Source organism: Pseudomonas sp. IT-P294 (assembly GCF_949767865.1).
In the GTDB taxonomy this organism is placed as follows: Bacteria; Pseudomonadota; Gammaproteobacteria; order Pseudomonadales; family Pseudomonadaceae; genus Aquipseudomonas.
The window spans coordinates 1,025,374-1,044,130 of the sequence record NZ_CATKQW010000011.1; the positions used below are offsets into that span (position 1 = coordinate 1,025,374).

The 18,757-nt window shown below is 60.3% G+C and carries 15 protein-coding genes; 13 read left to right on the plus strand and 2 right to left on the minus strand.

Annotated features, from left to right (window positions below; all coding sequences use genetic code 11):
- Positions 1–109 precede the first annotated feature (109 nt).
- Together ACM6I0_RS11925 and ACM6I0_RS11930 are read right to left on the minus strand one after the other, a co-directional pair.
- Positions 110–385 (minus strand): bacteriocin immunity protein, encoded by a 276-nt coding sequence (locus ACM6I0_RS11925; RefSeq protein ID WP_414922337.1) that lies wholly within the window; start codon positions 383–385, stop codon positions 110–112.
- Positions 382–2,988, minus strand: a complete 2,607-nt coding sequence (locus tag ACM6I0_RS11930; protein ID WP_414922338.1) for an S-type pyocin domain-containing protein — start codon at positions 2,986–2,988, stop codon at positions 382–384. The genes ACM6I0_RS11925 and ACM6I0_RS11930 overlap by 4 nt, the downstream gene beginning before the upstream one ends.
- 222 nt (positions 2,989–3,210) lie before the next feature.
- Here ACM6I0_RS11930 and ACM6I0_RS11935 point away from each other — a divergent pair, with 222 nt between their 5' ends.
- The 13 genes from ACM6I0_RS11935 to ACM6I0_RS11995 all read left to right on the plus strand — a co-directional run bounded on the left by ACM6I0_RS11935 (position 3,211) and on the right by ACM6I0_RS11995 (position 18,734).
- Entirely contained in the window at positions 3,211–3,636 is a 426-nt protein-coding gene (locus tag ACM6I0_RS11935) for a YciI family protein (RefSeq protein ID WP_414922339.1), read from the plus strand.
- A gap of 602 nt (positions 3,637–4,238) precedes the next feature.
- Complete coding sequence (locus tag ACM6I0_RS11940) at positions 4,239–4,412, plus strand: hypothetical protein (protein ID WP_259157210.1); 174 nt, start codon at positions 4,239–4,241, stop codon at positions 4,410–4,412.
- A gap of 26 nt (positions 4,413–4,438) precedes the next feature.
- The gene (locus ACM6I0_RS11945; protein WP_414922340.1) at positions 4,439–5,842 is read left to right on the plus strand and encodes a DUF1254 domain-containing protein; all 1,404 of its coding nucleotides are present in this window, start codon (positions 4,439–4,441) and stop codon (positions 5,840–5,842) included.
- Between the two features lie 12 nt (positions 5,843–5,854).
- Positions 5,855–6,808 (plus strand): transporter, encoded by a 954-nt coding sequence (locus ACM6I0_RS11950; protein WP_259157212.1) that lies wholly within the window; start codon positions 5,855–5,857, stop codon positions 6,806–6,808.
- A 159-nt stretch (positions 6,809–6,967) separates the two neighbouring features.
- Positions 6,968–7,948, plus strand: coding sequence for an AAA family ATPase (locus ACM6I0_RS11955; protein ID WP_414922341.1), 981 nt, complete (start codon positions 6,968–6,970; stop codon positions 7,946–7,948).
- Positions 7,945–8,871 (plus strand): DUF58 domain-containing protein, encoded by a 927-nt coding sequence (locus ACM6I0_RS11960; RefSeq protein WP_414922342.1) that lies wholly within the window; start codon positions 7,945–7,947, stop codon positions 8,869–8,871. Before ACM6I0_RS11955 ends, ACM6I0_RS11960 begins: the two co-directional genes overlap by 4 nt.
- Positions 8,868–9,365, plus strand: coding sequence for a DUF4381 domain-containing protein (locus tag ACM6I0_RS11965; RefSeq protein ID WP_414922343.1), 498 nt, complete (start codon positions 8,868–8,870; stop codon positions 9,363–9,365). Before ACM6I0_RS11960 ends, ACM6I0_RS11965 begins: the two co-directional genes overlap by 4 nt.
- On the plus strand, positions 9,352–10,344 hold the full coding sequence (locus ACM6I0_RS11970; protein ID WP_414922344.1) for a vWA domain-containing protein: 993 nt from the start codon (positions 9,352–9,354) through the stop codon (positions 10,342–10,344). Before ACM6I0_RS11965 ends, ACM6I0_RS11970 begins: the two co-directional genes overlap by 14 nt.
- Before the next feature lies 1 nt (position 10,345).
- Entirely contained in the window at positions 10,346–11,926 is a 1,581-nt protein-coding gene (locus ACM6I0_RS11975; RefSeq protein ID WP_414922345.1) for a VWA domain-containing protein, read from the plus strand.
- Positions 11,923–13,338 carry a hypothetical protein gene (locus tag ACM6I0_RS11980; RefSeq protein ID WP_414922346.1) on the plus strand — a complete coding sequence of 472 codons (1,416 nt, stop codon included), beginning with the start codon at positions 11,923–11,925 and terminating at the stop codon, positions 13,336–13,338. Before ACM6I0_RS11975 ends, ACM6I0_RS11980 begins: the two co-directional genes overlap by 4 nt.
- Positions 13,335–14,363: an HAD family hydrolase gene (locus tag ACM6I0_RS11985; RefSeq protein WP_414922347.1), complete on the plus strand. Its 1,029-nt coding sequence runs from the start codon at positions 13,335–13,337 to the stop codon at positions 14,361–14,363. Before ACM6I0_RS11980 ends, ACM6I0_RS11985 begins: the two co-directional genes overlap by 4 nt.
- Positions 14,364–14,436: 73 nt before the next feature.
- Positions 14,437–16,023 carry an arylsulfatase gene (locus tag ACM6I0_RS11990; protein ID WP_259157219.1) on the plus strand — a complete coding sequence of 529 codons (1,587 nt, stop codon included), beginning with the start codon at positions 14,437–14,439 and terminating at the stop codon, positions 16,021–16,023.
- A 194-nt stretch (positions 16,024–16,217) separates the two neighbouring features.
- Positions 16,218–18,734, plus strand: coding sequence for a fused MFS/spermidine synthase (locus ACM6I0_RS11995; protein ID WP_414922348.1), 2,517 nt, complete (start codon positions 16,218–16,220; stop codon positions 18,732–18,734).
- The last annotated feature ends 23 nt before the right edge of the window (positions 18,735–18,757 follow it).

Sequence of the window (18,757 nt, forward strand, 5' to 3'; positions counted from 1 at the left end):
CTTTAATGCTTCCTTTTGACCACTTGAAAACTTCCAGCACAGCGCATCTGTTCATTTGATTTCGGCAGATGCGCGCGCCTTGTTCATCCTTTGTATAAATGGCCGGACATTAATCCGGTTTGAAGCCGGGTTTGTTATTGAGTGCTCGCCATTCCTTGACTTCCTTAAGGATGCCTTCCGGGCTGTCTTCCTGACCTTCCTTGGGGTAGAAGATGACGTCGGAACGGCCGGGGTGTTCGGTGATCTCCTCGAAATGATTTACGCGCTCGGTCATGTATTGATCAAACTCATCAGCCGTCAAATCCTCTCCGCCCTCAAAAAGCTCTCGAAGAAACTCCAGAAACTCAGACTCTGTGTAATCTTCGATACGTGAATAACTTTTCATAGCTGCTGACCTCCTTTATGCACTAGAACATGTCGTCTCGGTGTCATTACAACAATGTTGTCCATGTCATACACCGGACCTCCTTGGGCAATCTCCAATTGATGATGGAGCTCGTATTTAACTCGTCCTCCGTACTGATCATTTTCAATAGGAAAAGGCGCGGTACCTTTGCGCAGAAACCTTATGTTTGTGGCATTGAATTGAGTGCTTAAAGTTAAGTCAGCCGCAATTGCCTTCCAAAACGCCTCTCTGAATCGATGAAAATTAGCAAACTCCCTTCCTCTTAACTGGTCTGCAATCTGTGAAGGAATAGGCGCTCCCTCCCCTCTAGCGGCTTCACCGAGCCACACTCCTGACACCGACTGCCCAGTCCCGGTTGCGACACCCGGATCATCGCGCCGATCAAGAAACAGCACATCCGGCGAAGGCAACTCCATATCCACCGGATACCCAGGAATACTGGCACCGATCTGCCCTTCGTCAACAGCCGGAAACGTCTCGTTTTGCGGTAGGAACGGGATGGCAGGAGTGCCGGGATAAACCGCTGGAATCGGCGGAGTGAGCGGTAATGTTGTAGGACCGAGGTGGTCGATACCCGGAGGAACGAGGGGCGTCCAGGTGCCCGCACCAACAGGGCGAATTGGCCAGGCCTCAATGGCAGGCAGGATCCCTCGTTCTCCAAAGGCGCTTTGCGGCGCGGTGATACTGATTTTGTCGAGGTTGAAGGGGTTTTCACCGAATGCTGCGGACTCTTGATAACGCAGTTCGAATTCACGCCTGTCCCCCACCCAGGTACTTTTCGGCGCATAGGGTGCAAAGCCTTGTTCGATGCGCTTTTTGTTCACCTCATCAAATTCGGAGACAAGCGCCGGGGACTCGCCGACCGTTCGCCAAAGCGCTTCATCGAAGGCCCCGAACGTGTTGATCTGCCGGCCTCTCAACTGATCGCCGATCTGTACTGGAATAGCCACCCCGCTCGCCTGGCTGGCGATTTTCCACCAATCGAGGCCAGCGGGCTGACCGGTGCCGGTGACGACGCCAGAACCCATCGCGGGCAAGCCGAATGAGAAATAAGTCGGTGGCAGGTCCGGCACGCACACGATGCAATCCTGAATGCGTAGATCGACGCCTGCCGGGATGTTCTGGATCTGCGGCGTGATCACCGCCAACCCGCCCTGACTCACCATCGCAGCCAGCGCCGGCGCCTCCGGAACAAACTGCAATTGCCTGCCGGGGTATCCCGGAATTTGGGCGTTATAGGTTCCGGTCAGTGGATCGAGTGCTGCATTGACAACCGGAACCTGTGCGCCAATTTCGCCGCCGGTGCTGACGGCAATGATCGCGGTGCCTTCAGGCACCGTTTCGGGCTTGAGCCGATAGGCCACTTCCACCGACCCACCCGCATCAGCGATCGTTTGCAGAACGCTACTGTCAGAAAGCCCCATCGCTTGCGCCGGAACGCCAACTGAATGGAACAGTCGCCTGCGTTGGTCGGGTGTCAGCTCGCCATTGCCTAGCGTCGGCGAGTAGACCATGGCGGTAACGAATACCGGCGCCGTTCTGGCTCCGATACGAACAAAATCGCCAAGGAGCCTGCCTGCAGCTCGCGAAGCGGCCTCAATCACCGCCGCTACGTCCTGAGCAACGAGTACACCCTCGCGGGTCAACAACATCCCGCCGGCAGCCGCTGTCGATACGGGCACAGTCAGCGTGTTGGCCCGCCTGACCCGCTCGACGCGCGCGTCTTCATCGGCCTGCTGCTTGAATCGAACTCGCGCCTCACGCTGCTCGGCATACTGCCGGTTACGCTCCCAGACGGCTTCCCTTTCACGCCAGACAACGGTCTGCTCGGCATGATGCCTGGCCAGGGAGTTGGATTGATCGGTGAGCGTATTTATCTGCGCGGACAGGTGCCTGGCTTCGTGGGCCGCGTTATAGGCGTTTTCCCAAATCTGATGACCGTCATTGAGCGCTTGGCCGAACGCCCCCAGTCGTGTCAGGTAATCGCTCGAAGTACGGGTAAATGGATCGTGCCCGTCGAAGGATCGGGCAACCGCATTCTTTGCATTGCGCTCTGCGGCTTTACGGGCGATGAGCCCGTCGATTTCGTTTTTTTCCTTGGTGATGGTGTAGAGCTGCCAACGCTCGCTCGAACCGCTGTTCGGCGGTCTTCGAGCGCCCGATATCTCATGTTCAAGGGATGGCGCGAGTTGACCGATCTTGGCCGCAAAATGGCGGTCAACCTCAGCTCTGATGGTGTCCTGGCGCTGCGTCAGCCCAGCGAGAAACTGCTGCAAGGCCTGGAGACGAGACAACTCTTGAGCCTGCGCCGCGTCGGCTTGAGCCTGGGTTTTTTCTTGTGCTTGTGCTGCAGCTTGGGCTTGGGCTTGGGCCCCAGCCTGTACACGCTCTTTTTCCTTTGCCTGACGAGCGGCCTCTATGGCGCGCTTTCGGGCCCTTTGCTTTTTCTTGTTGGTCGCGCCAAACCCGCCTGAAACCCCTCCGCCGCCAGTCCCTCCACCTGAACCACCGCTTGAAGCGGGCGGGCCCGACCTGATGACGACACTTCCCGACGATCCATCGTTGAATATTTGTGGTGCCATACAGTCACTCCTTGTCTGTAGGGCACAGCATGTCGACGCAGCAGTGGTCTGGTGCGGTACATAGTTATCGGGTGGGGTTTCCAGCCAAGGTGGGCCGCTATCTGAACGGTGAGCTGAATACTAATCTGCACATTCGAAGGCTTTCTTTAGCAACGTTGTCGATTCGGCACTCGGTCATTCGACTACACAATGAATCACCCACCCTACAGCGGAGATAAGACCATGCGATTCATGATCATTGTTAAAGCCAGCCAGGACTCCGAGGCCGGCGTGATGCCCAGCGAGGAACTGTTGAGCGCGATGGGCAACTACAACGAGGAACTGGCCAAGGCCGGCATCCTGATCGATTGCGACGGCCTGCAACCGAGCAGCAAAGGCGCGCGAGTACGCTTTTCGGGCGACAAGCGCACCGTCATCGACGGCCCGTTCGCCGAAACCAAGGAGCTGATTGCCGGCTACTGGATCTGGCAAGTGAAATCCAGGGAGGAAGCGATCGAATGGGTCAAGCGCTGCCCCAACCCGATGCCGGGCACCGAAGCTGAAATCGAGATACGCCAGATCTTCGAGGCCGATGATTTCGGCGCGGAGTTCACCCCGCAGTTGCGCGAGCAGGAAGAGTGGGTGCGGTCGCAAATGAAGAAGAGCTGAACAGCCGAACATTCCCACGTGCGTGCGCGGGAATGTTCAACCGACTATCAGCTTCAACGGACAACCCCCTGATCCGTATTAACTTTTTAGTACACAGAGAAAAACAAAAACTTGTACAAAAACCAAGGAATCGCCCGCTACGACTGGCGAACCCGGCGTTAGCTGCTAACTTCATCAGACGTGTCCTACAGGCTTGATAGGAAAGAGATTACGCAGTAACGGCCGCCAAGTGCCGAGTCGTCCAATGAGCCACGAAGGAACCGGGGAATCATGTCGAAGAATCCAGGAGTGCGCGCCTTTTTGCCGGCGGCATGGTTTGCGCCTGCCGTTTGTGCCTTTGCGGATAACGCCGAGGCAGCCAACACGAGTAACAGCCCCCAGAACCTGCCCCCCCGTGCCAACCTTCATGACGACTGCACCACCAAACGAGGCCCGTTGAGTACCACTCGATTCGGGTGGCGGCAACGCCCAGGCTTTCAGCTTAAATACGCTCAACCCCTCTATCGAACCGCTGCGCAACGTGGAGCACACAGGCGACGGCCTGCCGCGCTTTCCATGATTTTGCGCGATCAACTTCACCTTAGGTAAATAAGGAGTTTCCCATGCGTCTTCTCATTCGTGTAGCCGGTTTCAGCCTGATGACGATGTTCGCCAGCTGCGGCGTCGGGGCTCAGGATTTGAAAAACAATAACGACATTTCTGTGAAGCAATCCGTCCCGACCGCAGCTCACTTTGACAAACGCGCGACGCTTGACGGCATCACGGCCGTGGAATGACGTTCAGGATTCAATAAGGATGTTCTATGAATAAACGCCTGATGCTCACCGCACTCTCACTGACCCTGAGCACCAGCGCCTGGGCCGACTTCACCGCCACCCCCGAAGAAGCCCGGGGTATCGCCAAGGAAGCCTACCTGTACGGTTTCCCGGTGGTGGAGATGTACAAGACCCTGTACACCCAGGCCGTGGACAAGAAGGGTTCGAACTTCAAAGCGCCGTTCAACAAAATCGGCAACACCGCCAAGGCGTTCACCGCCAAGGACAGCGCCTTCGTCACGCCGAACGCCGACACACCCTACTCGTTCATCTGGATGGACCTGCGCGCTGAACCGCTGGTACTGACCCTGCCGAAAATCGACGAAAACCGTTACTACTCAGTGCAATTGATCGACGCCTACACGCAGAACTTTGCCTATCTGGGCACCCGCAGCACAGGCAATAACGGCGGCCATTTCATGATCGCCGGCCCCAACTGGCAAGGTCAGCAACCGGTGAACATGGATCGATTGCTGCGCAGCGAAACCAACATCGCCTATGCCCTGTATCGCACGCAGCTGTTCGATGAAAAGGACCTGGACAAGGTCAAGCAGATCCAGAAAGGCTACAAGGTCGAGACGCTCAGCCACTACGTCAAACACAAGGCCCCGCCGCCGGCACCGAAGATCGCCTGGCCGAAACCGACGCCGACCATGAGCGACACCCCGGACCTGTTCCGCTACTTGAACTTCATGCTGGCGTTCGCCCCGGCGCAGGACGCCGAAAAGGACCTGCTCGCGCGCTTCAAGAAAATCGGCATTGAAGCCGGCAAGCCTTTCAAGCTGCACAACTACACCGCTGAACAGCGCCAGGCCCTGGAAGACGGCATCAGCGATGCCAAGGCCGAATTCGCCCGGTTTAAAAAAGACAAGGTCGATACGCATCAGGTCACCAGCGGCGACTTCTTCGGCAGCCGCGATCACCTCAACGGCAATTACCTGTACCGCTATGCCGGTGCCAACATGGGAATTTTCGGCAACTCCGCCGAAGAGGCGAATTACATCGGCTATTTCGTCGACAAGGACGGCCAGCCGGTCGACGCTGCAAAACACGATTACACCCTGCATTTCGACAAGGGCGCCCTGCCCCCGGCCGACGCGTTCTGGTCGCTGACGATGTACGACGGCAAGAACAAATTGCTGGTGGCCAACCCGCTGAATCGCTACCTGATCAACTCGCGGATGTTGCCCGATCTCAAGCGCGACGCCGACGGCGGCCTGACGCTGTACCTGCAGAACAAGGCACCGACCAACGACCTGCAAAGCAATTGGCTGCCGGCCCCCGATGGTCCGTTCTATGGCGTCTTGCGCCTGTACCTGCCAAAACCGGAAGTGAGCAGTGGCCAGTGGCAAATTCCGCCGCTGACACCCGTCAACCTGCAAAAACAATAAGCGGAGCCGCCCATGGTCAGGTTTTTTGTAATGCGTCCTTTACTGGCGCTCTGTGTCATCGGCACCAGCCCTCTGGTCCTGGCGGCAGAGGGCGGTGTCGGTCGGCCGATCACCGGGCAACTGGTGTTTTCCAATGCGGGGATCGTGCCGCCTGAACCGGGCTGGGTCATGTCCTTCAGCAGCATCTGGTATGACGGCGCTCTCAAGGGCAGCAAGGGCGTGCCGATTTCCGGCGAGATCGGCGCCGACCTGGACATGAAAGTCTCGTACACCATGGCCAACTTCACGCATGTCTGGGACACCGGCAAAGGCTCCTGGAACTACGCCTCGGCCATCGGCGTGCCGGTGCAGTACACCGACGTCAACATCAGCATCACCGGCCCGCGTGGCCGAACGCTGGGCACCGGAGATACCGGCACACAGTTCGCCGACATGTTGATCACGCCAATCGCGGCGGGCTATCACTTCGACGAGGTCAACCACCTCTCGTTGTCCCTGCCGATCTACGTGCCGACCGGTGCTTACAACGTCGATCGTCTGGCCAATCCCGGCCAGAACACCTACACCTTCATGCCCACCGTCGCGTTCACGCACCTGGACGGAAAAGGCGGTGAATTCACCCTGTCGAGCGGCCTGGAGTTCTATACCGAGAACGACGCCACGGATTATCGCAACGGCAACATATTCACCTTCGACGCGATGTGGACCCATGGCTTCGGCAATGGCTGGAGCGCCGGCCTGGTCGGCGGCTACGTGCAGCAGATTACCGACGACAAAGGCCAGACCGCCGATTCGCTGAATGGTTTTCGCGGCCGCTCCGTGGGTGCCGGGCCAGTGGTGGGATGGGCCGGCAAATTCAACGATGCACAGGCCAGCGTCAGCGCACGCTGGGTGCCGGAATTCGACACCAGGAACCGCCCGGAAGGCAACGGTGTTGCTATCAGCCTGACATTGGCATTTTTTTAGCGGCCGGTGCGTATCTCAGGGGAAATCCAGTATTCGGCCATTCACCCGGACGACCTGATCAGCAGCCGCTGGAGTTTTCGTTTGTCGTTCATCCCCGTGATTCCGACTTTCATGTTTTGAGGATGCCTTTGAGCATGCCTTTGAGAAAAGGAACATCCCATGACTGCGCTCCAAGACCTCAATGCCCTGCAAGCCAGCATCGCCGAAGCCGTGCTCGGCCAGGACCAGGTGATCCGGCAAATCCTCCTCGGCTTGTTGGCCAACGGGCACTTGTTGCTCGAAAGCCTGCCCGGGCTCGCCAAGACCCGCACGGTCAAGGCGCTGGCCAGGCACCTGGACGCGAAGATGAGTCGCATCCAGTTCACCCCTGACCTGCTGCCGTCGGACATTACCGGCGCCGAGGTGCTGCACCAGGTCGATGGCAAGAACCAAATCCAGTTCCAGCCCGGCCCGCTGTTCGGCAACCTGATCCTGGCGGATGAAATCAACCGCGCCCCGGCCAAGGTCCAGGCCGCCTTGCTGGAGGCGATGGAAGAACGACAAATCACCGTGGCCGGCAACAGCCATGTGCTGCCGGAATTGTTCATCGTCGTCGCGACTCAGAACCCGATTGAACAAGAAGGCACGTATCCGCTGCCGGAAGCGCAGATGGACCGCTTTCTGATGAAGGTCCTGCTCGATTATCCGAGCGCCGACAATGAGAGCCAGGTGCTGCGGCTGTTGCGTGAAGAAGAGTTTGCCCTGGGCGCCAAAACGGCAGCGGTCCAAGGGTTTTCACTGTCTCAAGACGTGATCTTCGCCGCGCGCCGGGAAGTCAGCGCCGTGCATGTGTCGCCAGCCATCGACCGTTACCTGATCGACCTGATCAACGCAACCCGCCATCCCGCCGACTACGACGCCGACCTGGGCCGCTGGATCGCCCTCGGTGCCAGTCCTCGGGGTGGCATTGGCCTTGACCGTTGCGCCCGTGCCGATGCCTGGCTGCAGGGGCAGGATTTCGTCTCGCCCGACAATGTTCGCGCCGTGGTGCATCCGGTGCTGCGTCATCGTTTGCAACTGAGCTATGACGCGGTGGCCGATGGTGTGACGGCGGATCAGGTGCTTGATCGCCTGCTTGATAAAGTAGCCATTCCCGCATGAATGCCGACGGTCTGGTCTATGTCTCTCTGGCGCAATTGATGGCGCTGGAGTTCAAGGCCCATGACCTGAGTTTTGTGGCGCGTCAGCCGCAAGGAAGCATCCTTGCCGGCAACCACGCCTCGCGCCTGCGTGGCCGAGGGCTGAACTTCGATGAGCTGCGCCGCTATCAACCGGGGGACGATTTGCGCCACCTGGACTGGCGTGCCTCCTTGCGCACCGGCAAACCCGTGGTGCGCACCTTTACCGAAGAACGCGACCGCCCGGCATTGATTCTGGTCGACCAGCGCATGTCGATGTTCTTTGGCTCCCAGCGCAGCTTCAAATCGGCCATCGCAGCCGAACTCGGCGCCCTGGCGGCGTGGATGGTGTTCAACGCCGGTGATCGGGTCGGCGGCCTGGTGTTCAACGATCAGAGGATCGACAGCATCGCCCCGCTGCGCAGCCGTAAGCGGATCGAAGCGTTTTGCAGCCGCATTGCCGAGCAGAACCAGCAACTCAATGCGGCCAATCCAGACGCTGAAGGTGAGGATCAACTCGACAAAGTGTTGCAACATTGCCTGGCGGTAGCCGGGCACGATCATTTGATTTGTATCGTCAGCGACTTTGCCGGTGCCGGCGAGCGCACTTTGCAGCTGATGCGAAGGTTGGCGGCGCACAACGATGTGATCGCCATGCAGGTGTATGACCCGCTGGCGTTGAATGTGCCGAAAAATGGCCGTTTGTTGATCACTCAGGGCCAGTTGCAGGTGGAACTGGCGGTCGAGCAACGCAGCGTTCATCAGCCCTTGGGGGATTTTCTCGGTGGTCGGCTCAAGGATGTCGCCACGTTGCTGCGGCGCAGTCAGGTGCCACTGATGATGTTCAGCACCGCAACCGATGCCCAGGAACAGCTGCGCACCGAACTGGGCAGGGGGCGGCGATGAATCCGAATATCCCGAGCATCGATCAACTCCAGGAAATCGCGTTGCCGGCGCCGGTCAGTTACGCGCCGCAGACATGGGGTTGGTGGGTGCTGCTCGGTGTCGTGTTGATGGCCGTGTTGCTGGTCGGCGCGCGGCGGTATTGGCAGTGGCGGCGTGATCGGTATCGGCGTGAGGCGTTGGTGCGGTTGGCACAGTTGCAAAGCAGCGCGGGTCAACTTGGCGCCCTGCGAGAACTTCCGGAGTTACTCAAACGAGTCGCCCTCTCCATGCCCACCGCGATCCCACAGGGGACTGTCGGGGCGCTTGGGGGTGAAGACTGGCAAGCGTTTCTGGTGCGGCACAGTGCGCAGCCGTTGCCGGCGGACTTCAGTCAACAACTGGCACTGCTGGCTTACGCACCCGACGCGACAGTGCAGGCATTGCCCGCCGATCAACGCGAGCAACTGTTCAACACCTGCAAACATTGGGTGGAGCATCACCATGTGGCAGCTTGATTACCCCTGGCTGCTGGTGCTCTTGCCGTTGCCGTGGTTGGGCTACCGCTTTCTTCCCGAATACCGCGAGGCTCGTAGCGCCGTGCGGGTGCCATTCTTCGGCGCCATGAGCCGCGCGGTCGGGCAGGCACCGAGCCAGGCCGGGACCCGCAGCAATCGCTGGCAGCTGGCCTTGAACCTGCTGGTCTGGAGTCTGTTGCTGGTGGCCGCCGCTCGCCCGGTGCTGGTGGAAAAACCCATCGAACGCCAGCAACCGGTGCGTGACCTGATGCTCGCCATCGACCTTTCCCAATCCATGGAGACCACCGATTTCACCGACGCCAAAGGTCAGAAGATCAATCGTCTGGCAGCGGTCAAGGACGTCGTGCAGGGCTTTATCGACAAACGCAAAGACGATCGCCTCGGACTGATCGTGTTCGGCAGCGGTGCGTATCCACAGGCGCCGCTGACCCTGGATCACGCCAGCCTGTCACTGTTGCTCGACGACACCGGCATCGGCATGGCCGGCCCCAATACCGCGATTGGCGATGCGATTGGCCTGAGCCTCAAGCTGCTCGACCAGGCCCACGAGCAAGAGAAAGTGCTGATCCTGCTCACCGACGGCAATGACACCAGCAGTGCAATCACCCCGGATCACGCTGCCGAAATGGCCGCAGCCAAAGGGGTGGTTATTCACACCATCGGCATCGGCGATCCGAGCGCCGAAGGTGAAGCCAGGGTCAACCTCCAAGGCTTGCAGCAGATTGCCGACACCACCGGCGGCAAATTCTTCCGCGCCGAAGACCGCACGGCGCTGGATCAGGTCTACAGCACCCTCGACACACTGACCCCGCATCGAGTCAAAACCCTCAGTCATCAGCCGAAGAAGGACCTGTTCTGGTGGCCGCTGGGCGCCGCCATCGCGTTGCTCGCGCTCTACCATTTGAGCGCCCTGCTGCGTCCGCACCTGGCACTTGCGCGCCAGCGGCAGGAGGCTTGAGATGGAGATCAATGTCAGTGACCTGCATTTCCTGCGTCCGCTGTGGCTGTTGCTGATGCCCTTCGCCGCGTTGCTGCCGATGCTTTGGCGACACAGCCGCGACCTGCAACGGCTCTTGCGCAGTAACATTGCCGAGCACTTGCTGCCGCACTTGCTGATTACCCCGCAGGACGACCAGCGTTTGCGGCCGGTGCACTTGGTCTGCGCCGTGTTGATTCTGGGCGCCTTTGCTGCCGCCGGCCCGACCTGGGAACAGGATCGCCCGGACTTCCTGGAAAACCGCGCGCCGTTGATTATTGCCGTCGACCTGTCGCCGTCCATGGACGCCAGCGACGTGCAACCGAGTCGTCTGGAAGCCGCCAAACACAAGCTGCACGACCTGATCGCACGGCGCTCCGGTGCGCGCAGCGGCTTGATCGCGTATGCCGGTAGCGCGCATCTGGTGTTGCCGCCCACCGACGACCCGACCCTGCTCGACACGTTCATTCAAGCCCTGAGCACCGACCTGATCGCCAGGCAGGGGAAAAATGTTGCGGCGGTCATAGAACAAGCCAAACGTCTGCTGGCCGCCGAGAAAACTCCGGGGACGCTGCTGTTGATCACCGACGGCGCCGACACGACCCAGCTCGCCGCGCTGGACAAACAACTGGCCGACAGTGAGCTGCAAGTGTTGATTCTGGCGGTCGGCAGCGAGGACGGCGGGATCATCCGCGACGCCAATGGTCAGCCGCGCACGGACAGCAACGGACGTCCCGCGCTTGGCAGTTTCGACCCGGCGGCGCTAAAGCAACTGGCGTCGGCGGTCGATGCACCATTGGGCAGCCTGAGCCTCAATGACGATGATCTGGACTGGATCGAACTGCACGCCCAGCAACACTTCCAGAGTGCCAGCGACGAACAGCGCGAACTGCACTGGAAAGACGCCGGTTACTGGCTGTGCTGGCCGTTGCTGCTGCTCGCTTTCTTCAGCGTGCGCAAGGGTTGGAGCCTGAACTGGATGGCTGGCCTGTTGCTGGCGATGGGGCTCGGCTTTCAACCGATGCCCGCCGAAGCCAACGGATTGACCGACGCGTTTTTCACCCCCGACCAGCAAGGCCGCTGGGCCTTCGAGCATGAGCATTTTCCGCAGGCGGCCGCGCATTTTTCCGACCCGTACTGGAAAGGCATTGCTGCCTACAATGCGGCTGATTTCGACTTGGCTTTGGCGAGCTTCGCCCGTCTGGAAACGCCGCAGGCGTATTTCTACCTGGGCAATATTTACGTGCGCCGCTTCAAGTTTGATCAGGCGATAGCCGCCTACACGCAGGCCTTGAAGTTGCAGCCGCAGTTCCCGCAGGCCACGGCCAATCTGGCCCTGGCGATTGCCTTGCAGAAAGACACCGAAAGCGCCGAACAGAACGCGCCCAGGGTCAAGCCAGACGAAATCAAAATGGACAAGGCACCGGGCAAGGGCCGGAGCAAATCGGTCCAGACCCAGCAAGCGGCTTCGGATGCGCAATGGTTGCAGAACTTGAGTACATCGCCAGCGAAGTTCTTGAAGCATAAATTCAGTTTGCAGGATCAGGCGGGGGCCCAGCCATGAACCGAGTCGCGGCCATCGCCAGCAGGCTGGCTCCCACATTGAGTTTGCGCACACCACAAATCCCCTGTGGGAGCGGGCTTGCCCGCGATAGCGACAGATCATCCACCACAACACTCACAGGCCTGCTCCTCTGCCTGATCACCACAATAACCCTGGCCGCCGAACCTGATCTGCGAATTCAGACCCGCCTGCAACCCGCTAATTCGGTCATGGTCGGCGGCATTCTCGAACTGCAACTCGACGTCCTCACCGACAGCTGGTTCACCGACGCCCCCACCCTGCCCGTCCTGAAACTGCCCGGTGCACTGGTGCTGCCACCGGACGGTCATGCCGAGCACATCAACCAGACGCTCGATGGCAAGTCGTTCAACGGCATGCGCTATAGCTATCGGATCACCCCGAATCTGGCCCAGGGTTTCGACATTCCGCCGCTGACGGTGCAGGCCACCCCTGGGCAGGCCAGCACTCAGCTGAGCGCGCAGAGCCAGCCGTTGCACTTCACCGCCGCGCAGCCGCCGGGATTCAACCCGGGGGAACCGGTGCTGGTGGCCCAAGGGCTGCGCTTCACCCAAACCGTCGTCAACTCGGCGACGCCCCTGAAGGTTGGCGACAGCATCACCCGCCAGCTCACACTTCAGGCTGACGGGGCGCTGGCCATGGCATTGCCTGCACCCTCATTGGCCGATGTCACCGGGCTGAGTCGTTACCCGAAAAACCCACACATCAGCACTCTGGACGATGGTCGCGGCAATTTCATCGGCGGCCAGCGGATCGACACGGTGACCTATCGGATTGACACCGATGGACACCATGAACTGCCGCCGATCACCCTGAAATGGTGGGATGCCAACAATCAGCAAACCCGCACCGCCCAAGTCCCGGCCGTGACCTTCGAGGCGACTGCCAGCAGCGCTTACAAACCGGTGTTCTCGATCACCGATGACTTGAAAAAGCTTGGCCAGCAAGGCCGGCTGCATCTTTCCGGGCACTGGCTGGGGCTGTTGGCGCTGCTGTTGCTCGTGGGGTTGGCAGGCTGGTTTAGCCGTCCGTTCATCCAACGTGCCTACCTCGCCGCACAGACCCGACGCCACGCCCGCCAAACGGCCTGGCTGCAATCCGCCGACTGCGCCTGGCGCCAGATTCCGGCGCAGATCGATGGCAAACCCGCGCAACTCAGCGCGCTGTACCTCTGGGCCAGACGCCGTCGACTGGGCCTGAAACTGGGCAATCTCGACCCGCGCCTGCACGACCTGTTGCGCGGCTGTTACAGCCGGCAATCAACCGAAGATCAGGCGCTGCGCCAACTGAAGAAATCCTTGGCTACGCTGCAAAAGCAGGCCGAACCTCGCAATGCGGCCTGCCGTCCAGCATTACGACCACTAAACCCTGTCCAAGAGAAGGATTTCCCATGACGAATCCGATATCGATCCGCCAACGCCACGGGTGGAAACTGCTGTTTGCACTGGCCCTGAGCCTGCCGCTGCTGGCACTGGCCGCCGAGCCCCTGCCGTCGTGGAACGACGGGCCATCGAAGAAAAACATCATCGAGTTCGTCCAGGCTGTCACCGACCAAAGCAGCAAGGATTTCGTCAAGCCCGAGGACCGCATTGCCGTGTTCGACAACGACGGCACCCTCTGGAGTGAGCAGCCGATGTACTTCGAATTGCTGTTTGCCCTGGAAGAAGTCAAGCGCACCGCGCCGCAGCACCCGGAATGGAAAACCACCCAGCCGTTCCAGGCCGTACTGGAAAACGATCACAAGGCGCTGGCGGCCTCCGGCATGGGCGGGATCATGAAAATCTTCGCTGCCACCCACACCGGCATGACCACCGAGACCTTCGATGACTACGCAAAAACCTGGTTGAGCCAGGCCAAACACCCCAAGACCGGCAAGCTGTACACCGAGATGATCTTCCAGCCGATGCTGGAAATGCTCGACTACCTGCGCAGCCAGGATTTCAAGACTTACATCGTCTCCGGCGGCGAAACCGGCTTCATGCGCGCCTTCGCCGAGAAGGTCTACGGCATCCCGCCGGAGCAGGTCATCGGCACCACGTTCGTCACCGCGTTCCAGTACAAGGACGGCAAAGCCTCGATCGTGCGCACGCCGAAACTGGCGCACAACGACGATGGCCCGGGCAAACCGGAAAGCATCGATGCCGTCATCGGCAAGCGGCCGATCCTCGCCTTCGGCAATTCCGATGGCGATCTGCAAATGCTGCAGTGGACGGCCGCAGGGCCGGGCAAACGATTCATGGGGCTGGTGCATCACACCGACGCCAAACGCGAATGGGCCTATGACCGCCAATCCGACATCGGTCGTCTGGACAAGGCCCTGGACGAAGCAAAATCCCGTGGCTGGACTATCGTGGATATGGCCGCCGAATGGCGCCGGATCTACCCGTTCGATGCCACCACACCCGAGCAAGTGCAGTAAGAAAGCGTAATGCAGGATTGCGATAAACGTTTGTCGCGCATGAGCGACGCTAGAGAGCAAAGGAGCAAGTCAGATGACTCGCATGCACAAGTGGCTACCGAAATTTGCCCTGGTGGCAGCCTCGGTGATGGCGATTTCGGCAACAGCCGGGGCCGCTGAAAAACCCAACATTCTGGTGATCTTTGGCGACGACATCGGCCAGACCAATATCAGTGCCTATTCGATGGGGGTGGTGGGCTACAAGACTCCCAACATCGACCGGATTGCCAAGGAAGGCATGATGTTCACCGACTATTACGCGGAGAACAGCTGCACGGCGGGACGCTCGTCGTTCATTACCGGCCAGACACCGTTGCGTACCGGTCTGTCGAAGGTCGGCGTTCCGGGCGCACCTGTCGGCATTCAGAAACGAGACATCACCATTGCCCAGGCGCTTAAATCCCAAGGCTATGCGACAGGACAATTTGGCAAGAACCACTTGGGCGACAAAGACGAGTACCTGCCGACCAACCACGGTTTCGACGAGTTCTTCGGCAACCTCTACCACCTCAACGCCGAAGAAGAGCCCGAGCGTCCGTACTGGCCCAAGGATGATCCCGACTGGGTCAAGGCCAACTCCCCGCGCGGCGTGATCCACAGCTTCGCCGACGGCAAGATCGAGGACACGGGTGCGTTGACGAAAAAACGCATGGAAACCATCGACGACGAAACCACTGCTGCCGCGCAAGCGTTCATCGAGAAACAAGCCAAGGCGGATAAACCGTTCTTCGTCTGGATGAACACCACGCGCATGCACGCCTTCACACACGTGCGTGAATCCATGCAAGGCCAGAGCGGCATGCCGGGCAACGAGTACGCCGATGGCATGCTTGAACACGACGGTGACGTCGGCAAACTGCTGAAAACCCTTGATGACCTGAAAATCACCGACAACACCATCGTCGTCTACACCACCGACAACGGTCCGAACCAATGGTCCTGGCCGGACGCGGCGACCACCCCGTTCCGCAACGAGAAAAACTCCAACTGGGAAGGCGCTTACCGCGTGCCTGCGATGGTGCGCTGGCCGGGCAAGATCAAACCGGGCGAGGTTTCCAACGAGTTGTTCTCGGGGCTGGACTGGTTCCCGACGCTGCTGGCCGCCGCTGGCGACACCAGCGTGAAAGACAAGCTGCTCAAAGGCTGGGCACCGACGTCGGGCGGCACCAGTTTCAAGGTGCATCTGGATGGCTACAACCAACTGCCGTACTTGATGGGCCAGTCACCTAAGAGTGAGCGTAAGGAGTTCTTTTACTTCAACGATGATGGCGTGCTGGTGTCCATGCGCTCCGGAAACTGGAAAGCGGTGTTCTGCGAACAGCGCAAGCCGGGTGGTTTCGAGGTGTGGGCCGAGCCCTTCGTTTGCCTGCGCGTGCCGAAAATTTTCAACTTGCGCATGGATCCGTACGAACGCGCCGACGTGGTTTCCGACCAGTACTACGACTGGACAAGCAAGAATGCGTATCTCATCTCGCTAGCGTCTTTCCAGGCCGCGAAATTCCTGGAAACCTTCGTCGAGTACCCACCTAGCCAGAAACCGGCCAGCTTCAGCATTGACCAGGTCCGTGCTGCCGTGGATGCAAAAATCGCCGAGAAAATGAAAAACCAGCCTGCACAGTAAGACGGCTTGACCGCCGCTCGCCCTCACCGGCGAGCGGACTTATTTTGGGCTTGAGACCGCGTCGATCCAATCGCGGGCAAGCCCGTTCCCACAGGGATTTGTGTCGCACCGCAGATCCATTGTGGGAGCGGGCTTGCCCGCGATGAGGCCAGTGTCGTCACAGGCTTTTTTGAACTGGAACAAGGCAATCCGCAATGTCCTCACGTGTCGCCAGCAAGTCGTCGGCCCTCCCTTCTTCCCACGCCGCTGCGTCCCCGGCGCTGCTGATCCCCGCCCTGCTGCTGTTCGTCTCCGGTGCTGCAGCACTGGTGTATCAGGTGCTGTGGATCAAGCAGCTGTCGCTGGTGGTCGGCGTCGAGGTGTATGCCATCACCACCGGCATCAGCGCGTTTTTTGCCGGCCTGGCCTTGGGTGGATGGCTGTTCGGGCGCTGGGCCGATCGCTTGCAGCAACCGGTTTTGCTGTATGCCGGGCTGGAAGTGCTGGTGGCCGTGCTCGGAGTCGGCGCGACCTTCGCCATGAGCCTCGCCGCCAGCCCGTTCGCCTGGCTGGAACAGCACGTCGGCCTGGTTGCCTGGGTGCTGCCGTTTGCACTGGTCGGTATCCCGGCGCTGCTGATGGGCGGCACGCTGCCGGTGCTGGTTCGCTCATTGGCCGCGGACCCGCAGCACTCAGGCAAGGCTGGCGGCCAACTCTATGCCGCGAATACCGCCGGTGCTATCGCGGGCACCCTGCTCGCCGCATTCGTGCTGATTGCCACCCTCGGTGTGCGCGGCAGTGCCTTGGCGGCGGCAATGCTCAACCTGCTGGCGGCCGCGGGTGCGCTGTGGTTTCAACGCCACCGTATATCGCCCATCGATACGCCGGTGAAACACCACGCAGAGAAAGCCCCGGATCGCCTGGCGCTGTGGTTGTATTCCGTCGCCGGCGGCGTGGCGCTGGGGTACGAAGTGGTCTGGTCGCAGTCCATCGTGCAATTCATGAGCACCCGCACCTATGCCTTTGCCGTGGTGCTGGCGACGTACCTCACCGGACTGTTCCTCGGCAGTGCGCTACTGGCCCGTCGGGTTGACCGTATTCGCGATCCCTGGGGCGTGTTTGGTTTGCTGATTGCCGGTGCCGGGCTGATCGCGCTGCTGGAAGTCGCCTTTCTCGGGCGCTGGCTGGTGTTCTTGCAGTCCCAAGCCGAGACCGTGGCATTGGCCATGGGTGGCAGCGAGTTGATGGGCATGAGCGCACGCTTTGCGGTGGCGGCATTGAGCATGGTGTTCGTGCCCACCCTGCTGCTGGGGGCTGCGTTCCCGTTGGCGTTGCGATTGAGCGTGGGCCGTGAGCGAATCGGTCAGGATGTCGGCGCCGTGGTCGCCTTCAACACCCTGGGCGGAATTATCGGCGTGATGCTCTGCGGCTTCTTGCTGATTCCGCTGCTGGGGCTGGTGCGCACCTTGGGTCTGCTGGCGATCGTCGCCGCCGGGATTGGTTATTTCGCCGTGCGCAAAGGGCATCACGTCAAGAAAGGCCGGCGTCAGGGCGTCGTCGCCATCGGCTTGTTGTCGGTAATGGTGGCGATTTTCACCCCGGTCGACAAACTGGCCAGCCTGCTCCCCGGCGCCCGTAACGGCACGCTGGCGTTCTACGAAGAAGGACGCGGCGGCACCGTGGCCGTGGTCACCCAGGGCAAGGGCCAGAAGACCTTTCAACGCTTGTATATCCAGGGCGTTTCCAACACCGGCGACGCCATGCCATCGCTGCGTTACATGCGTGTTCAGGCGTTGTTGCCATTGTTGATCCATAACGGCGAGCCGCGCTCGGCGCTGGTCATCGGTTTCGGCACGGGCATCACCGCCGGTGCCCTGACCCGCTATCCGGGGCTGGAACATCGGGTGGTCGCCGAACTGCTGCCGTCAGTGATCAAAGCCGCACCGTTGTTCAAGGGTAACTTCAATGCTGCCGCCGACCCGGCTGTCGACGTCCGCCTGCGTGACGGTCGCCAGGAGCTGCTGCGCAACCCGCAACATTACGACCTGATCACCCTCGAACCACCACCGCCCTCCGCCGCTGGCGTGGTGAATCTTTATTCGCGCGACTTCTACCAGCTCGCCGCCAACCGCCTGGAGAAAAAAGGCCTGGTCGCACAGTGGTTGCCGTTGCCGACACAGAACATCGACGACTCACGTTCGCTGGTGCGCAGCTTCCTTGATGTCTTTCCCTACGCGACGTTGTGGACCAGCGAGTTCCACGAAATGCTGTTGGTGGGTTCGCTGGAACCGATCGAACTGGATGCAGCGAAAATCAGCCAACGCTTCCAGCAGGACAGCGTACGCAGCACCTTACAGGACGTCGGCATCGGCTCCGCCGCCGCACTGCTCGCGACCTGGGTAACCGATCGCGCCGGCCTGGAAAGGTTCGCCGGCGATGCGCTGCCGGTGACCGACGATCAGCCGCGTATCGAGTACGCGCCATGGGTGCGCGCAGGGGAAATCAGTCGCGTGTTGCCGACCCTGCTCGACCTGCGCCAGCCGCCGTTGCTGTTGAATGCCGATGCCGCGTTCATCGAACGCATGAACGCCCATCAGCAGCGTCTGATGCAGTTCTATCGGGCGAGCCTGCATGCCTATGACGGTGACCGCGATGCCTGGGCCAGGGACGTACGCGAAGTGATGCGTGGCGACGGTGGCAATCCGTATTACCGCTGGTTTGTCGGCGATTGACGGCGATTGACGGTGAGACCCGA